Here is a 19822-nt window from a genome sequence, read left to right on the forward strand (position 1 = left end):
CCGCCGCGCACTGCCTCCCATCCGGACTTTAACCGTCGGTCCAGGAATCCCACCTGGTCAACCGGCCGCTGGATGCGGACGGGTCGCGGACTATAACCGCCGGTTCGGAATTGCACCGACCCCGGAGTGCGCTGCTGCTGGTACACGATCAGTGTGCCACGACTGACCGCGGGCCATACGGGTGAACGCTGTGGAGTGGCTCACAGACAGCCCGTGACAAGGGCTCTTTTCGGACACCCGCACCTTAAAGGTCCAGACCTATTGACGCAGTGGTCTAGTCCTTTTAATCTCTGCGTCACCTCCGAGGAACGGTTCCCGCGGTGTGCGCACGCCCGGGACCCAACACGACCCACCCCCTTGTCAGTTGTGTTCTGCCGACCTCCCCAGGAGGAACCGAACGTGCTGTCCCCCACTCGTGCGAGAGCCACGCTGCTCGCAGCCGGCGTCAGTGTCGCCGCACTGCTGCTCGGCTCGCTCGCCGCAACCCCCTCGCAAGCCGCCGACCAGGAGTCCTGTCGCCCCGACGGGCTCTACGAGACGCCGGGCGTCGCCGTCCCGTACTGCTCCGTGTACGACTCCGAAGGCCGCGAGAAGATGGGCGCCGACCACCCGCGGCGGGTCATCGGCTACTTCACCAACTGGCGGACCGGCAAGGACGGCAAGCCCGCCTACCTCGCCTCCGACATCCCCTGGGACAAGGTCACCCACCTCAACTACGCGTTCGCCCACGTCGACGGCGCCAACAAGATCTCGGTCGGCGCCGACGGGCCGGACAACGCCTCGACCGGCATGACGTGGCCGGGAGTCGCCGGTGCGGAAATGGACCCGGATCTCCCCTACAAGGGCCATTTCAACCTGCTCAACAAGTTCAAGAAGCAGTACCCGAACGTGAAGACGATGGTGTCGGTGGGCGGCTGGGCCGAGACCGGCGGCTACTTCGACGACAGCGGCAAGCGGGTCGACTCCGGCGGCTTCTACTCGATGGCGACCAACGCCGACGGCTCGGTCAACCAGAGCGGGATCAACACCTTCGCCGACTCGACCGTCGACTTCATCAAGAAGTACGGCTTCAACGGCGTCGACATCGACTACGAGTACCCGACCACCATGAAGGACGCCGGCAACCCGCTGGACTGGACGCTGTCCAACGCCCGCCGGGCCGGCCTGGTCAAGAGCTACGCCGCCCTGATGAAGACCCTGCGCGAGAAGCTCGACCGGGCGTCCGCCGCCGACGGCAAGCACTACCTGCTCAGCGTCGCCGCCCCCTCCTCCGGCTATCTGCTGCGCGGCATGGAGACCTTCCAGGTCCAGAAGTACCTGGACTACGTCAACATCATGTCGTACGACCTGCACGGCGCCTGGAACGAGTACGTCGGCCCGAACGCGGCACTGTTCGACGACGGCAAGGACGCCGAACTCGCCCAGGCGAGCGTCTACTCGACCTCGCAGTACGGCGGCACCGGCTACCTCAACACCGACTGGGCCTACCACTACTTCCGCGGTTCGATGCCGTCCGGCCGGATCAACATCGGCCTGCCGTACTACACGCGCGGCTTCAAGAACGTGCAGGGCGGCACCGACGGCCTCTGGGGCAAGGCGGCCACCACCGACTGCCCGGCCGGCGCGGGTCTGACCAAGTGCGGGGACGGCGCCGTCGGCATCGACAACCTCTGGCACGACCTGGACACCAACGGCAAGGAGGCACCGGCCGGCTCCAACCCGATGTGGCACGCGAAGAACCTGGAGAAGGGCGTGGTCGGCGACTACGTCACGGACTACGGATTCCCCGCGGACACGAAGCTGACGGGCACCTACGTCCGCAAGTACGACTCCACGCTGGTCGCCCCCTGGCTGTGGAACGCGCAGACGAAGGTCTTCCTCTCCACCGAGGACGAGCAGTCCGTGAAGGCCAAGGCGGACTACGTGGCCGACAAGGGCATCGGCGGCACCATGATCTGGGAGCTCGCCGGCGACTACGGCTGGAACGCGGCCAAGGGCCAGTACGAGCCGGGGTCCACGCTCACCTCGACGATGTACGACACCTTCAAGTCGGCCGCGCCGTACGGGGCCAAGCGCTCCACCATCGACCTGCCCACGCAGGCGCTGGACATCGACGTGTCCTTCGACCAGTTCCCGCTCGGCGACTCCAACTACCCGATCAGCCCCAAACTGAAGATCACCAACAACACGAAGGCGACGCTGCCCGGCGGCACGGAGTTCCAGTTCGACTACTCGACCTCGGCGCCCGCCAACGCCAAGGACCAGTCCGGCTTCGGCACCACGATCGTGCGCAGCGACCACACCGCCGCGAACAACATCGGCGGCCTGAAGGGCGACTACAACCGCGTCTCCCTGAAGCTGCCGGCCTGGCAGACGCTGACGCCCGGCGCCTCGGTCCAGGTGGACTTCACGTACTACCTGCCGACGTCCACGCCGTCGAACTGGACGGTGACCTTCGGCGGAAAGTCCTACGCGCTGGCCGCCGACCTGGCACGCGGTACGACGGTCGTCGAGCCGGGCGGCAGCACGCCGTCGCCGGACCCGTCCGGCACGGGCGGTCCGAGCCCCGACCCCACCGGCGGCACGTGCGCCGCGGCGGCCTGGAGCGCGACCGCCGAGTACGGCTCGGGTGCGACGGTCAGCCACGGTTCGCACCAGTGGAAGGCCAAGTGGTGGACGAAGGGTGACACGCCTGGTTCCGCCGGCGAATGGGGTGTCTGGCAGGACCTCGGCGCCTGCTGACGCGTCCCGCGCCCGGGGCTGGGTGATGTTGCCCGGTCCCCGGGTGCGGGGTTCCGTCCTCAATCGCCGGACGGGCTTGACTGGTGCGGGTGCTCCGCGACGCGGAGGCGCGTTCCCCGCGTGGTGGGGGTCCGGTGCCCCTCCGGGGAGACTCCTCAGACGACGAACGTTCGGCGGGTACGCAGGCGACCCGGGTCGGTGTTCGTCGTCCTGCGGGGACTCCCCTGCACGGCCCCGGACCGGCCGCCATCGCGTCTGCGGCAGCAGTACCGCCGGCGTGCAGACGCGATGACGGCCGGGTGGGGACGTGCAGGGGAGTCCCCGCAGAAAATGGCGTACGACCCGGGCGCCTGTTCGTCGTCGGGTGCACACGCCATTTTTGAGGAGTCTCCCCGGAGGGGCCCCACCCCCGCCCACCGGACAAGGTGCCCCGCGGGGCACCCGCACAAAAGCCCGTCCGGCGATTGAGGACGGAACCCCGCGCCCCCGGGAAGGGGCAAGATCCCTCACCCCGCCGGGGCGAACAACGCCTCCTGGGCCGCCTCGCGCGCAGCGAGAAGCGCGCCGCGCAGGACCGCCGTGCCGCCCAGCAGCCCCGCCCTGACCTCGGTACGCAGGGGGGACATCGCCGCAAGCCGCTCCTCGACCCGCGCGGCCAGCTCGTCGCCGCCCGCGTGCCCGACCTCGCCGGCCAGGAGTACGCAGCCGGGGTCGAGCACCGAGGCTACGGCCGCGGCGCCGAGGGCGAGGCGGTCGGCGAGGTCGCCGAGGAAGGTGTCGCCGTCCCCCTCCCCCGCCAGGGCCGCACGCACGGCGGCGGCCGCGCCGGGTTCCCGGCCTCCGGCCGGTGCGGTGATGCCGTGGGCGGCTGCCAGTTCGCACAGGGCGGCCGAACCCGCCAGGGAGTGGAACCCGCCGTCGCAGTTGGCGGCCGAGGGGATGCCGGTCGTGCCGGGGACCGGCAGGAAACCCAGCTCGCCCGCACCCCCGGAGGCGCCCCGGCGCAGCTTGCCGTCCAGCATGACGGCCGCCCCGATGCCGTGGCCGAGCCAGAGCAGGACGAAGGTGTCGCGGTCGCGGGCGGCGCCGACGCGGTGCTCGGCGACGGCGGCGAGATTGGTCTCGTTCTCCACGAGCACCGTCGCGGGCAGCCGCTCCTGGAGCACCCGGACCAGGCTGCGGTGCCAGGCGGGCAGACCCGTGGTGTCCCGCAGCTCCCCGGTGACCGGGTCGATCAGTCCGGGCGCGCCGATGCCGACGCTGTGCAGCGGAGCCGTGCCGGCCGTGCGCGCCGTGCGTTCCAGGAGGGCGACGGCCTGTTCCACCGCCTCGTCGACGGCGGTGGAGCCGCCGATCGGCAGGGTCGCCTCGGCGAGGGTCACGCCCAGCAGGTCGGCGACGACCACGGCGACGCTGTCGGTGCGTACGTCGAGACCGGCCAGATGGGCGCGGTCGGCGACGATCCCGTAGAGCCGGGCGTTGGGCCCGCGGCGCTCGGCCCCGGCCTCGCCGACCACCTGGATCAGGCCCGCTCCCTGCAGCCGTTCGACCAGGTCGGCGACGGTGGGCCGGGAGAGTCCGGTCAGGGTCTTCAACTGGGTGGCCGTCAGCGGGCCGTCCTGCTGGAGGAGGCGCAGGGCGAGCCGGTCGTTGATGGCCCGGGCGGTGCTCGGTGATGCGGGCATGCCGGGATCCTTCCAGATCTCCGTCACGGTGCCGGACCGGACGGTCTATTTATCAGGCAGGGTTCCTGATAGTTTACTGCCCGCATCGTGGAGTACAGATTTTCCAGGGGAGGACACGCGGGATGACAACGGATTCCACGGCTACGGGCTTCGGCACACAGGAGGTGCGGCGGGCCAGGTACGCCATCGCCGCGGTCTTCACCGTGCACGGCGCGGTGACCGGCAGTTTCGCCACCCGGGTGCCCTGGATCCAGGACCACGCCGGGGTCAGCGCCGGGCAGCTCGGTATCGCCCTGGCCTTCCCGGCGATCGGCGCCTCGCTCGCGATGCCGCTCGCAGGAACGATCAGCCACCGCTTCGGCGCCCGGACCGCGTTGCGCGGGCTGCTGGCCCTGTGGACGCTGGCCCTGATCCTGCCCGCCCTGGCCCCCAACCTGGTCACGCTGTGCGCGGCACTCTTCGTGTACGGGGCGTCGGCCGGCATGTCGGACGTGGCGATGAACGCGCTCGGTGTCGAGGTGGAGAACCGCCTCGACAAGTCGATCATGTCCGGGCTGCACGGGATGTGGAGCGTCGGCGCCCTGATCGGTTCGGCGGCGGGCACCGTGGCCGCCCATATGGAGGCCGACGCGCGGCTGCACCACATGATCGTCGCGCTCGTCCTCACCACCCTGGGCCTGATCGCCTGCCAGCGGGTACTGGACCTGCACAGCGAACCGGACCAGGAGCCGCCGCCGCGCTTCGCCCTGCCGCCCAGGTCGGCCCTGATCATCGGCGCGGTGGGCTTCTGCGCGGTCTTCGCCGAGGGGGCCAGCCTGGACTGGTCGGCGGTCTACCTCCGTGACGTGCTGGACAGTTCGGCCGGTCTGGCGGCCGCGTCGACGACCGCGTTCGCCCTGACCATGGCCATCGCCCGGATCGCAGGCGACCGGATCGTCGACCGCTTCGGGGCGGTGCGGACCGTACGCACCGGCGGCGTCCTCGCCACGGTCGGCGGGGTCATGGTGGTCACCGCCCCGAACGCGGCGGTGGCGATGTCCGGGTTCGGACTGCTGGGGCTCGGCATCGCCGTGGTCGTCCCGCTCGCCTTCGCGGCGGCCGGGCGCAGCGGGCCGAACCCGAGCCAGGCGATCGCGGGCGTCGCCACGATCACGTACACCTCGGGACTCATCGCCCCGTCGGCCATCGGTTCGCTGGCCGAGGCCACCTCGCTGGTCGTCTCGTTCGGCGTGGTGTCGGTGCTGGCGTTCGGGCTGGTGCTCGGTGCCGGGGTGCTGCGGGCCGGGGACCGCAAGACCGTGACTTCCTCGGACGCGGCGGGCAAGGCGGTGGCGGAGCCGCGCCCCTGAGCCGTACGCGCCCGCGGCCCGACCGACCCGGACATCGCCAGGCCCTAACATGGCGCTGATCATTTCTGCAGTGAGCGCCGTGCCCGGCAAGGTACTGGACTCCGCACTACACACAGGGAGCAACCATGGGCCTCGGCGTGCGCTGGACCTTGCACGGCGACGGGAAGACGCCCGCACCCGGGGCGGTGGTCCGCCCCGACGAGCGCCTGACCTGGCCCCGGACCTTCGGGCTCGGTGCGCAGCACGTGGTCGCGATGTTCGGGGCGTCGTTCGTCGCCCCGGTGCTCATGGGCCTGGACCCCAACCTGGCGATCATGATGTCGGGTGTCGCCACGGCCATCTTCCTGCTGGCCACGCGCGGCCAGGTGCCCAGCTATCTGGGCTGTTCGCTCTCCTTCGTCGGGGTCGCCGCGACCATCCGGGCCAGTGGCGGCAGCAGTGCGGTCGTCACCGGTGCGGTCTTCGTGGTGGGGGCCGTGCTCTTCCTCGCCGGCCTCGCGGTGCAGCGCTTCGGCGCCCGGATCATCCACGCGGCGATGCCGCCGGTGGTGACGGGCGCGGTCGTCATGCTGATCGGCTTCAACCTGGCGCCGGTGACCGCGTCGACGTACTGGCCGCAGGACCAGTGGACCGCGCTCCTCGTGATGCTGTTCACCGGACTGGCCGTGGTCTGTCTGCGCGGGTTCTTCTCCCGTATCGCGATCTTCCTGGGACTCGTCTTCGGCTACGTCCTGTCCTGGGTGCTCGACCGGGTCTTCGGGAAGATCCATTCCCCGGCGGGCGGTGCCGAGGCCGTGGACCACTGGCGGCTGGATCTTTCGGGGGTGGGGAAGGCCGACTGGGTCGGGCTGCCGTCGTTCCACGCCCCGAGTTTCGAATGGTCGGCGATCCTGGTCGCGCTGCCCGTCGTCATCGCGCTGATCGCCGAGAACGCCGGACATGTGAAGGCCGTCGGCGAGATGACCGGCCGTTCCCTGGACTCCAAGCTGGGCACGGCGATCGCCGCCGACGGCGCCGCCTCGATGCTCTCGACCGCGGCCGGCGGTCCGCCGAACACGACGTACTCCGAGAACATCGGTGTGATGGCCGCGACCCGGGTGTACTCCACCGCCGCCTACTGGGCCGCCGCCTGCTTCGCCCTGCTGTTCGGCCTCTGCCCCAAGTTCGGTGCGGTCGTCGCCGCCATTCCCGGCGGGGTGCTCGGCGGCATCACCGTCATCCTGTACGGCATGATCGGCCTGCTCGGCGCCCAGATCTGGCTGACCGCCAAGGTCGATCTGCGCAATCCGCTGAACCTGGTGCCGGCCGCCGCGGGCATCATCATCGGCGTCGGCGGGGTCAGCCTGAAGATCACCGACAATTTCGAGCTGAGCGGTATCGCGCTGGGCACCATCGTCGTGATCACCGGCTACCACGTACTGCGGGCCTTCGCTCCGGCCCACCTCAAGACCGAGGAACCGCTGCTTGATTCGGGGACCTCGTCGTATGACGAGGACGAGCCCCCCGCGCGCTAGAGAGGCAACCGGCAGTGGGCGGTGGCATCCCGGGTCCCGGGATGCCACCGCCCACTGCCGGTTGCCGCCGGTCAGGAACCGATGACGGACAGGGTGGCGCAGGTGGTGTACGGTCCGCCGTCGACCGCGGTCAGGGCGCGGAAGCGGAGGTATCGGGCGGTCGTGGACGGGAAGCCGACCGTCTTGCGGCCGGCGTCGTCGGTGAAGGTGCCGGCGGCGACCGGGGAGCCCCAGGTGGTGCCGTCGGAGCTGACGTAGAACTCGTACCGGCCGACGCGGCCGTTGACGCTTCCGTCCTGGCGGGGCAGGTAGGCGAAGCCGGTGATGGCCTTCGACGAGCCCATGTCGATCTGGATCTCGTGGGGCGGCGCCGGTACGGGGGCCGCGCCCGTGTACCGGGTGTGCCAGATCGTCGTCCTGTCGCCGTCGAGGACGTTGGCGGCCGCGCCGTTCTCGCCGCTGGTCTCCTCGCTGTCGGCGTACTTCACGCTCCAGCCGGTGGTGGGCAGGAACGCGGCGCCGGGCCCGTCGACCTTGACGTTGAAGTTGCAGACGCCGTTCATCGTGAGCGCGAGGGTGAGGGTCTTGGTACCGGCGTCCCAGGTCTGGGTCTGGGTGTAGGGGCGGGTCACACCGGCGTAGTCGTCGAACACGACCACCGGCCGGCCGCCGTTCCACGTTCCCCGGACGGCGACGGTGACGTTGCGGATGTCGCGGGCGCTCCGGTCGGGCAGCGTGTGGCCGCCGACCGTCGGGATGGTTCCGTCGGCGTTGACCACCGGGTTGCCGGACGGGTCCATGACCGGCGCCATGTAGTTCTGCCCGAACTGGAACGTCGTCGGCTTGTCGGTGACCTGGGAGAGCGCGTTGGTGAGATCCAGCCGGTGGTTGTAGGCGTGGAAGCCGAGGCTGCCGGTTCCCTCACTGACGATCACATTGGAGTGCTCGTCCGCGCTGATGGTCACGGACGCGCCCGGGATGCCGGCCGGGGTGAACGTGGCGAACGCCTTGCGCTGCACGCCCATGTACGGGTTGGTGTAGAACCACTGCGGCACGGCGGTGTCGGTGCGGACCAGCCAGGCGTCGCTCTCGGTGGCGTAGCCGGGGTAGAGGTTGTCGTAGTAGCTCTTCGGCTGGGCCGCGGTCACGGTGGTGAAGGGCGACAGGTCCGCCGCCGGCATCGTCGTCGGGACCAGGGGAAGCATCCCGTAACGGCCGTCGGAGGCCATCGCGTTGTTGACCGATCCGTTCCAGCCCGGAGTGGTGTAGGCGGACTTGCCCTTGGCGACCGTGAGGGTCTGGGCGGCGACCTGGGCGCGGGTGGGGATCTTGATCCGGCCGCGGACCACGTCGTACAGCAGCGGGTACACCCCGAAGTGCGCGCCGGCGTAGCGGTGGCCCCAGGCGCCGTTGGTGAAGAACGAGGCCTCGCACAGGAACACGGTCGCGCCCTGCGACATGTCGCGGACGATCGACTGCATCTGGAGGCCCTGCGGGTACTGGAGGATGTACTTCCAGTCCTGGCCGCCGGAGCCGCCGGGGAAGACTCCCCTGCCGTCCAGACCCCACTTCCACCAGTCGGTGGAGCCGCCCCAGTTGCCGATGTGGCCCGTCAGCCACAGGCCCTTGAGCAGGGCGTCGGTGGTGTCGGTGGCGAAGGACTCCTTGTTGAGCAGCACCAGGTTGGCGGCGTTGGCCTTCATCGCCGGCAGGAACGCGCCGTTGTTCTGCATGTAGTCGAGCATCATGCCGTTGGTGCCGAAGATGTTGGTGTCGGTCCAGAAGAAGAACATGCCCTGCCGGCCGGCGAGGTTGAACAGGTCGATCAGATAGCCGCTCTGGTCGGGTCCGTTGTACAGCTCGGCGGCGTTGAACCCCTTGAGCGAGACCGGGTTGGCCGCGGCCCAGGTCTCCCACTGGGCGACCGGAATACGGTCGGTGGTGCCGGTCTGGCCGTGGGCGACCTGCACGGTGACCGGGATCTGGTGCGCGGTGGCGAAGGCCAGCTCGGCGGCGATCCAGTCGGTCTGCGCCGGCACGTTGTGGATGTTCGCGCCGGGGATCAGGTTGATGTAGACGTACGGCTTCAGGTAGTCGGGAACGGTGCTCCACAGCTTGGCGGTCGTGTCGCCGTTGAGCTGGTCGTCCTGACCGAAGTTGATCAGGTGCGCCGGGTGCGCCGCGTCGATCGTCGCGCGCAGGGGAACCGCCTGTGCGGCGGAGGCGGTGTTCATGAAGGCGCCGATCAGGCCGGGCGCGGCGGCGCCCGCACCGATGGCGGCGATCGACTTGAGGAATCCGCGCCGTCCGGGGCCGTTGACGGGCACTGGGTTACGTTCCTGACCTGCCACCGCTGTCTCCTGTCGGGTTCACCGGCCCGTCACAGGGCCGTGCTACGGGTGAGGCAACGGCAAGGTAGGTGACGGCGATCACGCCGGGGAAGTCTTCTGGAGGGAATCGGCGAGGTTCTTCATAACCCCGTCGCAGCCCGCGCTGAGCTGCGACGGAGCCACTTATGAAAGATCCGGGACGAGATTTTCATAAGGCTTGCGTCACGTTCCCGGGGCCGCATAACTTCCTCCCACCGTTATGAAAGCGCGTTTCGGAACGAGGCTTCGAAACCAGCGTTCGGAACCTGGGCACCGGGAGGGGGAAGTGACTGTGCCGACGACAAGCGGCGAGGGCGGGACCACCGTTGTGGCGTGTGCCGCCGCCCTGCACTCCCTGGGGGAGGCGACACTCACCGAGCTGTCGCGTACCACCGGTCTGTCCAGGCCGACGGTCAGGGAGCGGCTGAACGAGCTCGGCTCCCTGGTCGAGATCACCTCCGGTGCCGATCACCGGGAGTCGCCGACACCCGGCGGCGGCCGGCCCGCGTCCCGGTTCCGGTTCCGCGGCGAGTACGGCTTCGTCGTCGGTGCGGAGATCACCCGCCATGACGAGCGGATCGTCGTCTGCGACATCGCGGGCCGGATATGCCACTACAGCGAGCATCACGATGCCGAGACGCTGCCGGGCCGGGAACGCATCGCGGCGTTCAAGGCCCGTCTGAACCACATCGTGTCCCGGCTCAGCACGGGGCACGAACGCTGGCTCGGTGTCGGGCTCGCCCTCACCGGGGGGATCGGCGCGGACGGCTGGATCGGTTTCTCACCGGACTTCCCGGACCTTCAGGGGTCCACTCCGGCGGAAGCCGGGCTGTCCTTCGGCGACGTGCCCCTCCGGGTCGAGCACGACCTGAACGCCGCGGCCATGGCCGAGTACGTGTACGGTGCGGCGCGCGGCGCCGGCACCTTCGCCCATGTGCTGGCCTGGCATCAGATCGCCGCGGGGATCGTGCTCGACGGGCGGGTGCACCGGGGAAGCCGCAATCTGGCCGGTGAACTCGGACATTTCGACGACGGTTCCCCGGCGCCCGCGTCCTGGGAGGACATCACCACGTTCCTCCCGGTGGTGGAGGCCGCGGCGCGCGGCGATGCCGCGAGCGCCGCCGAGCTGGACGCGTTCGCCGACGCCACGGCCCGTCAGATCGCCTATCTGGCCCTGGCGATCGACCCTGATCTGGTCGTTCTTGGAGGTCCGCTGGTACACAGCCCGGCCTTCACCGACCGAGTCGGCAGGACGGTGCAGACGCTGCTGCGCCGCGCCTACCCCCTGGACCTGGCCATCACCCGGTTCCCCCGTCTCGGTCCTTCCCTCGGCGCCCTGCAACTGGCGTTGAACGGAGCCTTCGGGGACCTCCTGGGCGATGGCTCGTTCCACGCCCGAATCGATGTACGTCCCCTGAGCCGCCTCGCGGCGGCGGACCACCACCATCGGCGCGGCTCGGCCGTCACCGTCTGAGCCGCCCGGCCCTGCCGGGCCGCCGGCCATCGTCTCCCCCAACCACCGCACACCCAGAGGAAATCGCCATGCGCAGAATCGGAATCCTCGCCTCCACCGGAGCGGTTACGGCCGCCCTCGTCCTGAGCGGCTGTGGCTCCGACGACCAGGACGGGTCGTCGGGCTCGGCCGGATCCGTCACGGTCACCTTCATGCTCCCCTCGTCCTGGGTCGGCGTCGCCGGCTTCAAGGACAACGTCGCCGCCTGGGAGCACAGGACCGGGAACAAGGTGAAACTCACCCCCGTACCCGACGCCAACTACGACGCCCTCATCCAGGCGCGCATCGCCGCCAAGAGCGGGGTGGACATCTTCGGCGGCCAGGACACCGTCAAGAACAAGGCGGCGATCATGCGGCCGGCGTCCGGCCCGTGGGTGGACCGGCTCACCCCGAGCGTGCGCAAGGCCATCACCGGCACCGACGGGAAGATCTACGGAACCCCGAGCGCCGACGGGCTCGCCGGCTACGGCGTCATCTACAACAAAGCCGTCTTCACCAAGGCGGGCGTCACCTCCCCGCCCACCGGCCTCGCCGCCTTCGAAGCCGGCCTTGAGAAGGTCAAGGCCGACGGCACCACCCCGCTGTGCCTGAGCGGCAAGGACGGCTGGACGCTGCTTCAGCACCGCAATGCCGTCAACTCCGGTCTCCTCGGCACCACCCCGGATCTCGTCACCACTCTGGACGCCAACAAGAGCGAGTGGGGCGACGCCTCCGGTTTCACCGCCGAGTACAACGCCCTGGCGAGCTGGGTCGGCAAGGGCCTGATCAACAAGGACGCGCTCACCGCGACCTTCGACTCCCAGAACGCCGCACTCGCCGACGGCTCCTGCGGCGCGATCATCAACGGCACCTGGGCGTTCTCCGCGATCACCACGGTCAAGAAGAACGCGGACATCGGCTTCTTCCCGCTGCCCTCGGCCGACGGCAAGAACACCATCGGTCTGGCCAAGCCGAACCTGCTGAAGGTCGCCTCCTTCTCCAAGGCCGCCACCCAGGCCCAGGACTTCCTGAACTTCATGGTCGAGCGGCCGCAGGCGCAGAGGTTCATCGACGCGAACCCGGGTGTCTCGCCGTTCTCCGACGTCACCGTCACCAAGGAGACCAGCGCCGTCGGTGACTTCCGCAAGCTCGTCGAGGGCGGCGCCACGGTGACCCCCTTCGATCAGCAGTCGACGGTCCCGCAGCCGCAGGACGACATCATCGCCGCCTACCAGGAGCTCATCGGCAAGCGGATCGACGTCCCGGAGTTCACCGACCGGGTCCAGTCCGCCTGGCAGAAGTCGGGCGCCAAGGCCGGCGTCACCGGCTTCTGACCGAAAGAGCGGCTGACACACATGAGCACGGCCACCATGCGGCGGACCGACGTCGAACAGAGCGAGCCCGCGCCCACTCGGCGCCCATCCCGGCGGCGGCAGGGCGGTGTCATGGGTACCTACCGGTACGCCTACCTCCTGCCGGCGGTGGTCGTCTTCACCGTCTTCTTCCTCCTGCCGGCGATCTTCGGCATGTACCTGTCACTGACCGACGCCTCCACCTTCGTCCCCGAAACCCGGTTCGTCGGCCTCGACAACTACCGGCTGATGTTCTCCGAGGGGGGTGTCCTGTGGCAGTCCGTCCGTAATCAGTTCGTCTACGCGATCGTCGTGACGGTCCTCAAGACCGTCATCGGCATCATGCTGGCCCTCCTGCTGAACAGGGCGTTCAAGGGCCACAAGTCGCTGCGCACCGTCGTCTACCTGCCGGTCATGTTCTCCACGATCGTGGTCGGCATGCTCTTCGGCTACATACTCAAGGCCGACGGGCCCGTCAACGCCCTGCTGGAGCCGCTGGGCCTGGCCCGTGACTGGTTCGGCGACTTCGACCTGGCTCTCTACAGCGTCACCCTGGTCGACACCTGGATGGGTGTCGGCTGGACCGCGGTCCTGGTGCTGGCCGCCCTGCAGGCCGTTCCCGCCGATGTGCTGGAGAGCGCGCAGATCGACGGCGCGGGCCCCTTGCAGACGACCCTGCGCATCAAGCTCCCGCTGGTGCGGCACGCCATCAGCCTGGCAGCGCTGCTCACGTTCATCAGCGGCATGAAGGCCTTCGACATGATCTACGCCACCACCGGCGGCGGCCCCGGCACCGCGACCGAGGTGCTGACCAGCTTCGTCTACAAGCAGCTCAACACCGGATCGCTCGGCTACGCCTCCGCGGTGAACGTCTTCCAGTTCGTCCTCATCACCGTCATCGCCCTGGTGATCAACCGATTCGTCCGCCGGGTGGAGGCCCAGACATGAACCCACGCTCCGTCCGTGTCCGCAGGCTCCTCGCCCCGGCCGCCACCTACGCCGCCGCGGCCCTCGTCGCCCTGGTCTTCCTCGCGCCGCTCTACCTGGTGATCCTGACCAGTCTCAAGAGCGCCGGCGACACCAAGACCATGAGCTTCGCTCTCCCCGGCACCTGGCACTTCGACAACTACCTGGAGGTGATCAAGTCGGGCGGCGTCGCCCGCGCCACCCTCAACAGCGCTCTCATCACCGTCGCGGTGACGGCGGGGACCGTCCTGGTGTGTTCGCTCGCGGCGTTCATCATCGCCAGACGGCCGGGCCGGGTCACCGGCAGTGTCTACAACTACCTGCTGTCGGGGCTCATCGCCCCGTTCGCCTTCATCCCGGCCATCAAGATGCAGCAGGTCCTCGGCCTGGGCGGCTCCTACACCGGCCTGATCCTCACCGACATCGCCATCCAGATCCCGTTCATCACGCTCATCTTCGTCGGATTCATCCGCCAGGTGCCCCGCGAGATCGACGAAGCCGCCCTCCTGGACGGCGCCGGCTTCCTCCGTCTGTTCTTCCGGATCGTCTTCCCGCTGCTCAAGCCGGTCACCTCCACCGCGCTGATCCTGGTCTTCACCTATGCCTGGAACGAGTTTCAGAACGTGCTCTTCTTGATACCCGACTCCGACCGCTGGACGCTGCCGATGTCGGTGTTCAACTTCCAGACCACCTACAGCTTCGACTACAGCCTGGTCTGCGCCGACCTGGTGATCACCATGCTGCCGGTGGTGGCGGTCTACCTGTTCGCCCAGAAGTACATCGTCAGCGGCCTGGCCTCCGGGGCGGTGAAGTGATGACGACGGCGACCACCCCGCTGAATCCCGGGCCGGTCCCGCCCGGACCCGATGGCGTCCCCGACCGGTTCGCCCGCTCGTCCTGGTTCCGTCAGGACCGGTTCGGCATGTTCATCCACTGGGGCGCCTACGCGGTGTGGGCGCGGGGCGAATGGGTCCGCTCGCACGAGAAGGTCGACGCCGGCACCTATCAGGACGCGGTCGACCGGTTCGGCGCCGAGCACTTCGACCCGGAGACCTGGGCCGATCTTGCCGTGGCCGCCGGCATGAAGTACGCGGTGCTGACCGCCAAGCACCACGACGGCTTCTGCCTCTTCGACTCCGCCCTCACCGACTACACCAGCCTGCACAGCGGAATCGGCCGCGACCTCGTCCGGGAGTTCCTCGACGCCTTCCGCTCGCGCGGTATCAGGGTCGGCCTCTACTACTCGCTGCTGGACTGGCACCACCCGGACTACCCGCACTACGGCGACGAGCACCACCCGCACCGCGACGATCCCGCCCACGCCGGCCACGTGGCCGACCTGGACTCCTACCGGCGCTTTCTGCACGGCCAGATCCGTGAACTGTGCACGGACTACGGCCCGCTGGACATCCTGTGGTTCGACTTCTCCTACCCGGACATGGGCCCCGCGCAGTGGGGCGCCCAGGAGATCGTCGACATGGTCCGGGACCTCCAGCCGGACGTCCTGATCGACAACCGCCTGGAAACCAGCGGCGGCGGCCTCGGATCCATCGCCACCAACACGCCGAACCCCTACAGCGGCGACTTCGTCTCTCCCGAGCAGGTCATCCCCGTCGACGGGATCCGCGGCCAGGACGGCATGCCCGTCCCGTGGGAGGCCTGTGTCACCCTCAACAACAGCTGGGGCCACTGCGCCGACGACGGCCTGTGGAAGACCCCCCAGCAGCTGATCACCAAGCTGGTCGAGTGCGTGGCCAAGGGCGGCAACCTGCTCCTCAACATCGGGCCCAGGCCCGACGGCACGCTCCAGCCCGAGGCCGAGCAGCGGTTGCGTGCGATCGGCGCCTGGCTGGACACCAACGGTGAATCGATCCGCGGCGCGGGCCCGGCCGGGCTCGGCACACCGGAATGGGGCTACTACACCCGTACCGCGAACGCGGTCTACGCCCATGTCCTGCGCGCCCCGATCGGACCGCTGGCCCTTTCGGGGGGCATCCCCAAGGACCGCATCGCCCGGATGACGTCACTCGCCGACGGCCGTGAACTCCAGTTGTGCGACTCCTGGGTCATCGATTCCTACCCGAACCTCCCGTTCGTCCAGTTCGGCGAGATCGGCCACCACACCTATCCGCTGCCCGACCCCGTGGACACGGTCATCAGGATCGAGCTGCGGGAGGAGCGGCCGGCCTGAACGCGGGCACCGTCTCTGTCACGGCGCCGGGCGGGGCGGGGCGGCCGTACGGGTCAGAAGCAGTCGCCGTACCAGTGCACCGCGCCCGGCGCCGTGACCGTGGCCCGCACGGACTCGGCCGTGGCGTGCAACGGCCGCGCCATTCCCACGTGTTCCGTCACCTGCCGGGCATCCGCCAGCAGGGCGGGCAGCGCGGCCGCCACCCCCGGGGCGTCGGGCAGCCGGACCCGGGCCCGGGTCAGCCCCGCCGCCCGGCCACGCGAACCGGCCGCGGCGAGCAGCGTCTCCAGGCTTCCGTCCGCGCCCGCGAACTCGCGCACCTCCACGCGGTCCCCCACGTGCTGCGCCACGATCCAGCCGGTGAGCGCCCCGGAGCCGGGGTCCACCGCCACGAGCGGCTGCTCGGCCGGGCCGTACCAGGCAGGCACGCGCACCGCCCAGTCCTCGGGCGCCCGCAGTGAGCTGAGCGGTCGGTTCGCGTTGTACGCGTGGTGCAGCGCGGCCACCTCCACAGCGTCCTGAGCCGTGGCCTCACGGACCGGGAACGTGTCGGGGCCGGCCGCGGTGGCGAGTGTCCCCTCGGTGTACGTACTGCCGAACTCCTGCCACCCCGAGCCCCGGTAGACGCCGGGCGTGCCGGTGAACAGCAGTGACCAGGCGCACTGTTCGGCTGTCATGGTGCGCTCCGCCGCCGCCAGCAGCCGCCGTACCAGTCCCTGGCCGCGGGCCTCGGGGCGGGTCGCGACACTGCCGATACCGCCGACGCGCTGCGGGGTGCCGGCCGCGTCGCGGATCAGCCGCGGCACATAGACGACGACCGCGTCGATCCCGTCGCCCGCGGCGTTCTGCGCGACGAACGTGTGACGGTGGCGTTCCGGGTCGAGGGCATGCAGGGCGGCGATGTGCGGGGCATCGAAGCAACGACGCCACAAGGCGGCCAGGGCGGGATCGTCTGCGGCGGTCGCCGTGCGGATGTTGGCGCTCACAGGATGAGGTTCCCGTCCGTGCGCACCGTGTCGCCGGCCGGGGGCATCGCGCTGCGTCGCGTGCCGTCCTCGACGCAGGTGGTGTGCAGAACCGATGCGAGGGCGTCCGGGGCGAGGTGGAGGGCGCCACCGGTGAAGCGGCTGCCGGTGGCCGCGTAGTGGTTCGTGCCGTCGGCGATCCGGACGTGCGCGGTGTCGGGCCCGGCTGCCGCGCTGCCGAGGCCGGTGATGTCCCAGGTCGCCTTCCCCGGACCGGCCGCGCGGCCGAGCAGCGCCTTGGCCTTGTTGCTGCCGGTGAACCTGACCCCGCCGGTCACGGTGATCCGCTGGTCGCGCACGCCGCTGAGCTCGATGCCGGTGTTGTCGTACGTACCACCGTCGATCCGCAGGTCCGCGGAACCGACGGAGAGCGGGGCCGCGTTCTCGGCGCCGGTGACCGTGCAGTCGGTGAAGTGCACGGGGCCGGCACCGCGCAGGATCGCACCGTCCACGCCCTTGAACGTACAGCGCACGAAGTGGACGGGCGCCGTGACCGGGGTCTGGACGAGGACGGCTCCGGCAGGCGGTTCGAAGGAGCAGTCGCTGATGGTGGTCGGCCGGGTGGAGCGGGCGGAGCGCTGGGCGACGGCGAAGGTCTTGGCGGTGCAGCCGCGTACCTGGGCCCCGTCGGCGTTCACGGTGAGCGTGCCGGCCTGGTCGAAGGTGGGCCGTGCGATCACCGTGATGTCCTCGAGGGTCAGATCGGTGATCTTCGTGTTGGCGGTGAACCAGGAGCAGACGTGTCTGCGTACGGTGATCCGCTTGGCGGAAATGCCCCACTGGGCCCCGGAGTTGGCGATGTCCATCAGCCCCGAGTTGCCGTCGAAGAGCAGGTCGTGCTCGTACTGGCCATGGGTGGTGAAGGGGTTGCCGCCCGCGTCGTCGCCGTCGCCGTGGCAGTTCACCACGGTGCAGTAGGCGGAGGCGGTCAGGTCGTTGAGGTGACGCACATTGCTGGTCGTGCAGTCGGCGACCCGCCCGTACAGGCAGTAGATCTGCTGGGTGAGATAGCCCGCACCGCCGTACTCGACCGTGGGCGGGTTCTTCAGCGAGCAGTCCTCGGTACGGAAGCGGGTGCACCAGCGGCGCATGATGACCGGCCAGAAGGAGCCGGTGGCGTGGATGCCCGAGACATCGCAGCCGACTGCGTACTCGAAGCTGACGGGGTGCGATCCGGTGTACTCGTCGGGTCCCGCGCCCTCGAAGACCATGTTGCGGATATGGGTGTTGTGCACCGGCTCGATCCGGGTCCAGGTGAGATTTCGGCCCTCGGCCAGTTCCCAGCCGTTGAGGTAGCCGATCCGGATCCGGTCCGCGTCGAGGATCTCGGTGATCTCGACCAGTTTCTGCAGCTCGCGCTCGTCGCCGCCGCCGCCCGCGACCGGGTCGACCTGTACGGCCCACCACTGGCCGACCTCGAACGCCTTGGCGTCGGGGACCGGGAACGTGTCGGTGAGTTCGATGACCTTGCCGGAGAGCGCGTGCCGGACGGTGGTGTCGGTGACGGTGCCGCGGAAGGAGAGGACGGCGCCGAAGGGGTTGTCGTGGGTGTTCTTCTCGATGTTCTCGGTGCGGATGTGGTGGCCGCCGAAGTCGAGTTCGATGTTGGAGCGGTCGAAGAGGTGGCGTTTGGTGAAGAGGAGGTCGGTGTGGGCCTCGATGCGGTGGACGCTGTGGTCGTTGATCATGGCGTCGAGTGCGGCGTCGGCGGAGGTTTCGGCGTCGAAGTGGCCGAAGGTGCGGAAGTCGAGGGTTCCGGTGTGGAGCTGGTGCCAGCGTCCGGTGCCGGGCGTGCCGTTGGGGGCGATGACGGTGCCGGCGTTGTGCGGGGTGGTGGACTTCTTGTTCCAGCGCAGGGCCATGGTGCCGCCGTCGCCGGGGGCGTTGTATCCGGCGACGATGACCTGGGTGCCGTCGGTGAGGGGTTTGGTGTTCAGTGCGCGCAGGGCGGCGACGGTGTCCAGGTGCAGGACGTCACCGGTGTGGGCGGGTGCGGCCTGCGCGGACCCCGTGGTCACGGCCGTACCGGCCATGACCAGACCGGCCAGACCCGAAGCCCGCAGCAGATTCCGGCGGGACGAAGCGGAGGACGAGGCATTGACGGGCATGACGGAGGTGCTCCTCGCGTTGTCGATGCGTGCTCGATGTGGATCGGTGGGAACCGAACCGGCGACCGGTCTCGGTCAGATCGTGTTGCGGTACGGCGGCATGAAACGCATCCGCGGCATCTGGTCGGCCAGCACTCCCCCGTCGACGACGAGGCGCGCCCCGGTGAGGTACGCCCCCGCGTCCGAGGCGAGCAGCAGCAGTGCGCCCACGCATTCGTCGGCCTGTGCATACCTGCCGAGCGGGATGCGCTCGCGGTAGGCGGATTCGAAGGCCTCCCGGTCGAAGGGGAACTCGCCGTCGATGGGCGTCTCGACCATGCCGGGGGCGAGGGTGTTGGCGGTGATGCCGTGCGGGGCGAGTTCGACCGCCAGGGTCTCGGTGAGCAGTTGGGCAGCGGCCTTGGAGGCGTTGTAGTGGGCCAGGCCGGCCTCCGCCACCAGGGCGTTCTTCGAGGTGATGGTGATGATGCGGCCGGCCACGGCGTCGGCCGTCATGTGTTCGGCGACGCGCTGGCTGAGGAAGAACACGGCGTCGACGTTGACCCGCATGATGTGCGACCAGCTGGCCGGGGTGATCTCGTTGAAGCGTTCCAGGGCCGCCGTGCCCGCGTTGTTGACCAGGATGTGCAGCGGCCCGGCCCCGGCGCGCACGGTGTCGACGAAGGCGGACAGCGCGTCGATGTCTGCGAGGTCCTGCCCGTACACACGGCAGCTCCGGCCGAGCGCCTCGACCGCCGCGGCGGTCTCGGTGACGCCCTCGGCCCCGGGCAGGTCGACCAGGACCAGATCGGCGCCCGCCTCGGCGAGCCCGACGGCGAAGGACCGGCCGAGGCCCCGGGCCGCTCCGGTGACGAGCGCGGTGCGGCCGGTCAGGTCGAAGCGGTCGGTGCCGCGGGGCGGGACGGCTGCGGTCATGGCGCGTTGCCTCCAGGCGGAGAGGGACAGGCGGAGAGGGACAGGCGGAGAGGGACAGGCGGAGACAAGGAGAGAGGGACGGGCCGCCGCGCGGGGACACAGGGGGATGCGCGG

The 19822-nt window shown here is 69.7% G+C and carries 13 protein-coding genes and 1 riboswitch; of the genes, 8 read left to right on the top strand and 5 right to left on the bottom strand.

All coding sequences use genetic code 11. The features are described from left to right. Positions 1-3: 3 nt before the first annotated feature. Positions 4-134, bottom strand: a riboswitch (FMN riboswitch). Between the two features lie 265 nt (positions 135-399). Then, on the top strand, positions 400-2742 hold the full coding sequence (locus OG782_RS05670) for a chitinase C-terminal domain-containing protein (RefSeq protein WP_406448295.1): 2343 nt from the start codon (positions 400-402) through the stop codon (positions 2740-2742). A gap of 506 nt (positions 2743-3248) precedes the next feature. Here the strand turns inward: OG782_RS05670 and OG782_RS05675 are convergent. Then, a complete protein-coding gene (locus tag OG782_RS05675) occupies positions 3249-4427 on the bottom strand; it encodes an ROK family transcriptional regulator (protein ID WP_406448296.1) in 1179 nt (392 codons plus the stop codon). 122 nt (positions 4428-4549) lie between these two features. On the opposite strand from OG782_RS05675, the gene OG782_RS05680 reads away from it, so the two are divergent. Then, on the top strand, positions 4550-5776 hold the full coding sequence (locus OG782_RS05680; RefSeq protein ID WP_406448297.1) for an MFS transporter: 1227 nt from the start codon (positions 4550-4552) through the stop codon (positions 5774-5776). 125 nt (positions 5777-5901) lie between these two features. After that, positions 5902-7290, top strand: coding sequence for a uracil-xanthine permease family protein (locus OG782_RS05685; RefSeq protein WP_406448298.1), 1389 nt, complete (start codon positions 5902-5904; stop codon positions 7288-7290). A 71-nt stretch (positions 7291-7361) separates the two neighbouring features. Here OG782_RS05685 and OG782_RS05690 read toward each other — a convergent pair whose 3' ends face one another. Then, positions 7362-9641, bottom strand: a complete 2280-nt coding sequence (locus OG782_RS05690; RefSeq protein WP_406448299.1) for a discoidin domain-containing protein — start codon at positions 9639-9641, stop codon at positions 7362-7364. 310 nt (positions 9642-9951) lie between these two features. On the opposite strand from OG782_RS05690, the gene OG782_RS05695 reads away from it, so the two are divergent. The 5 genes from OG782_RS05695 to OG782_RS05715 all read left to right on the top strand — a co-directional run bounded on the left by OG782_RS05695 (position 9952) and on the right by OG782_RS05715 (position 15660). Then, entirely contained in the window at positions 9952-11133 is a 1182-nt protein-coding gene (locus tag OG782_RS05695; RefSeq protein WP_406448300.1) for an ROK family protein, read from the top strand. Positions 11134-11201: 68 nt separating this feature from the next. Further along, complete coding sequence (locus OG782_RS05700) at positions 11202-12485, top strand: ABC transporter substrate-binding protein (protein WP_406448301.1); 1284 nt, start codon at positions 11202-11204, stop codon at positions 12483-12485. A 111-nt stretch (positions 12486-12596) separates the two neighbouring features. Next, on the top strand, positions 12597-13451 hold the full coding sequence (locus OG782_RS05705; RefSeq protein WP_406448302.1) for a carbohydrate ABC transporter permease: 855 nt from the start codon (positions 12597-12599) through the stop codon (positions 13449-13451). Beyond that, complete coding sequence (locus tag OG782_RS05710) at positions 13448-14284, top strand: carbohydrate ABC transporter permease (RefSeq protein ID WP_406448303.1); 837 nt, start codon at positions 13448-13450, stop codon at positions 14282-14284. Before OG782_RS05705 ends, OG782_RS05710 begins: the two co-directional genes overlap by 4 nt. Then, positions 14284-15660, top strand: a complete 1377-nt coding sequence (locus OG782_RS05715; protein WP_406448304.1) for an alpha-L-fucosidase — start codon at positions 14284-14286, stop codon at positions 15658-15660. Before OG782_RS05710 ends, OG782_RS05715 begins: the two co-directional genes overlap by 1 nt. Positions 15661-15713: 53 nt before the next feature. Here the strand turns inward: OG782_RS05715 and OG782_RS05720 are convergent, their stop codons facing one another. The 3 genes from OG782_RS05720 to OG782_RS05730 form a co-directional block, all read right to left on the bottom strand. After that, positions 15714-16646, bottom strand: a complete 933-nt coding sequence (locus OG782_RS05720; protein WP_406448305.1) for a GNAT family N-acetyltransferase — start codon at positions 16644-16646, stop codon at positions 15714-15716. Next, positions 16643-18793 carry a peptidase C14 gene (locus OG782_RS05725; protein WP_406448306.1) on the bottom strand — a complete coding sequence of 717 codons (2151 nt, stop codon included), beginning with the start codon at positions 18791-18793 and terminating at the stop codon, positions 16643-16645. Before OG782_RS05725 ends, OG782_RS05720 begins: the two co-directional genes overlap by 4 nt. Before the next feature lie 75 nt (positions 18794-18868). Continuing rightward, positions 18869-19708, bottom strand: coding sequence for an SDR family NAD(P)-dependent oxidoreductase (locus OG782_RS05730; protein ID WP_406448307.1), 840 nt, complete (start codon positions 19706-19708; stop codon positions 18869-18871). Positions 19709-19822 lie beyond the last annotated feature (114 nt).

It is taken from the genome of Streptomyces sp. NBC_00876 (assembly GCF_045207435.1).
GTDB lineage: Bacteria > Actinomycetota > Actinomycetes > Streptomycetales > Streptomycetaceae > Streptomyces.

What these genes read in the sequence shown, in the direction of transcription:
- OG782_RS05685 (WP_406448298.1), top strand. Translation starts at nt 5,902, where the DNA reads ATGGGCCTCGGCGTGCGCTGGACCTTGCACGGCGACGGGAAGACGCCC.
- OG782_RS05730 (WP_406448307.1), bottom strand. Translation starts at nt 19,708, where the DNA reads ATGACCGCAGCCGTCCCGCCCCGCGGCACCGACCGCTTCGACCTGACC.
- OG782_RS05710 (WP_406448303.1), top strand. Translation starts at nt 13,448, where the DNA reads ATGAACCCACGCTCCGTCCGTGTCCGCAGGCTCCTCGCCCCGGCCGCC.
- OG782_RS05725 (WP_406448306.1), bottom strand. Translation starts at nt 18,793, where the DNA reads ATGCCCGTCAATGCCTCGTCCTCCGCTTCGTCCCGCCGGAATCTGCTG.
- OG782_RS05675 (WP_406448296.1), bottom strand. Translation starts at nt 4,427, where the DNA reads ATGCCCGCATCACCGAGCACCGCCCGGGCCATCAACGACCGGCTCGCC.
- OG782_RS05700 (WP_406448301.1), top strand. Translation starts at nt 11,202, where the DNA reads ATGCGCAGAATCGGAATCCTCGCCTCCACCGGAGCGGTTACGGCCGCC.
- OG782_RS05680 (WP_406448297.1), top strand. Translation starts at nt 4,550, where the DNA reads ATGACAACGGATTCCACGGCTACGGGCTTCGGCACACAGGAGGTGCGG.
- OG782_RS05715 (WP_406448304.1), top strand. Translation starts at nt 14,284, where the DNA reads ATGACGACGGCGACCACCCCGCTGAATCCCGGGCCGGTCCCGCCCGGA.
- OG782_RS05705 (WP_406448302.1), top strand. Translation starts at nt 12,597, where the DNA reads ATGGGTACCTACCGGTACGCCTACCTCCTGCCGGCGGTGGTCGTCTTC.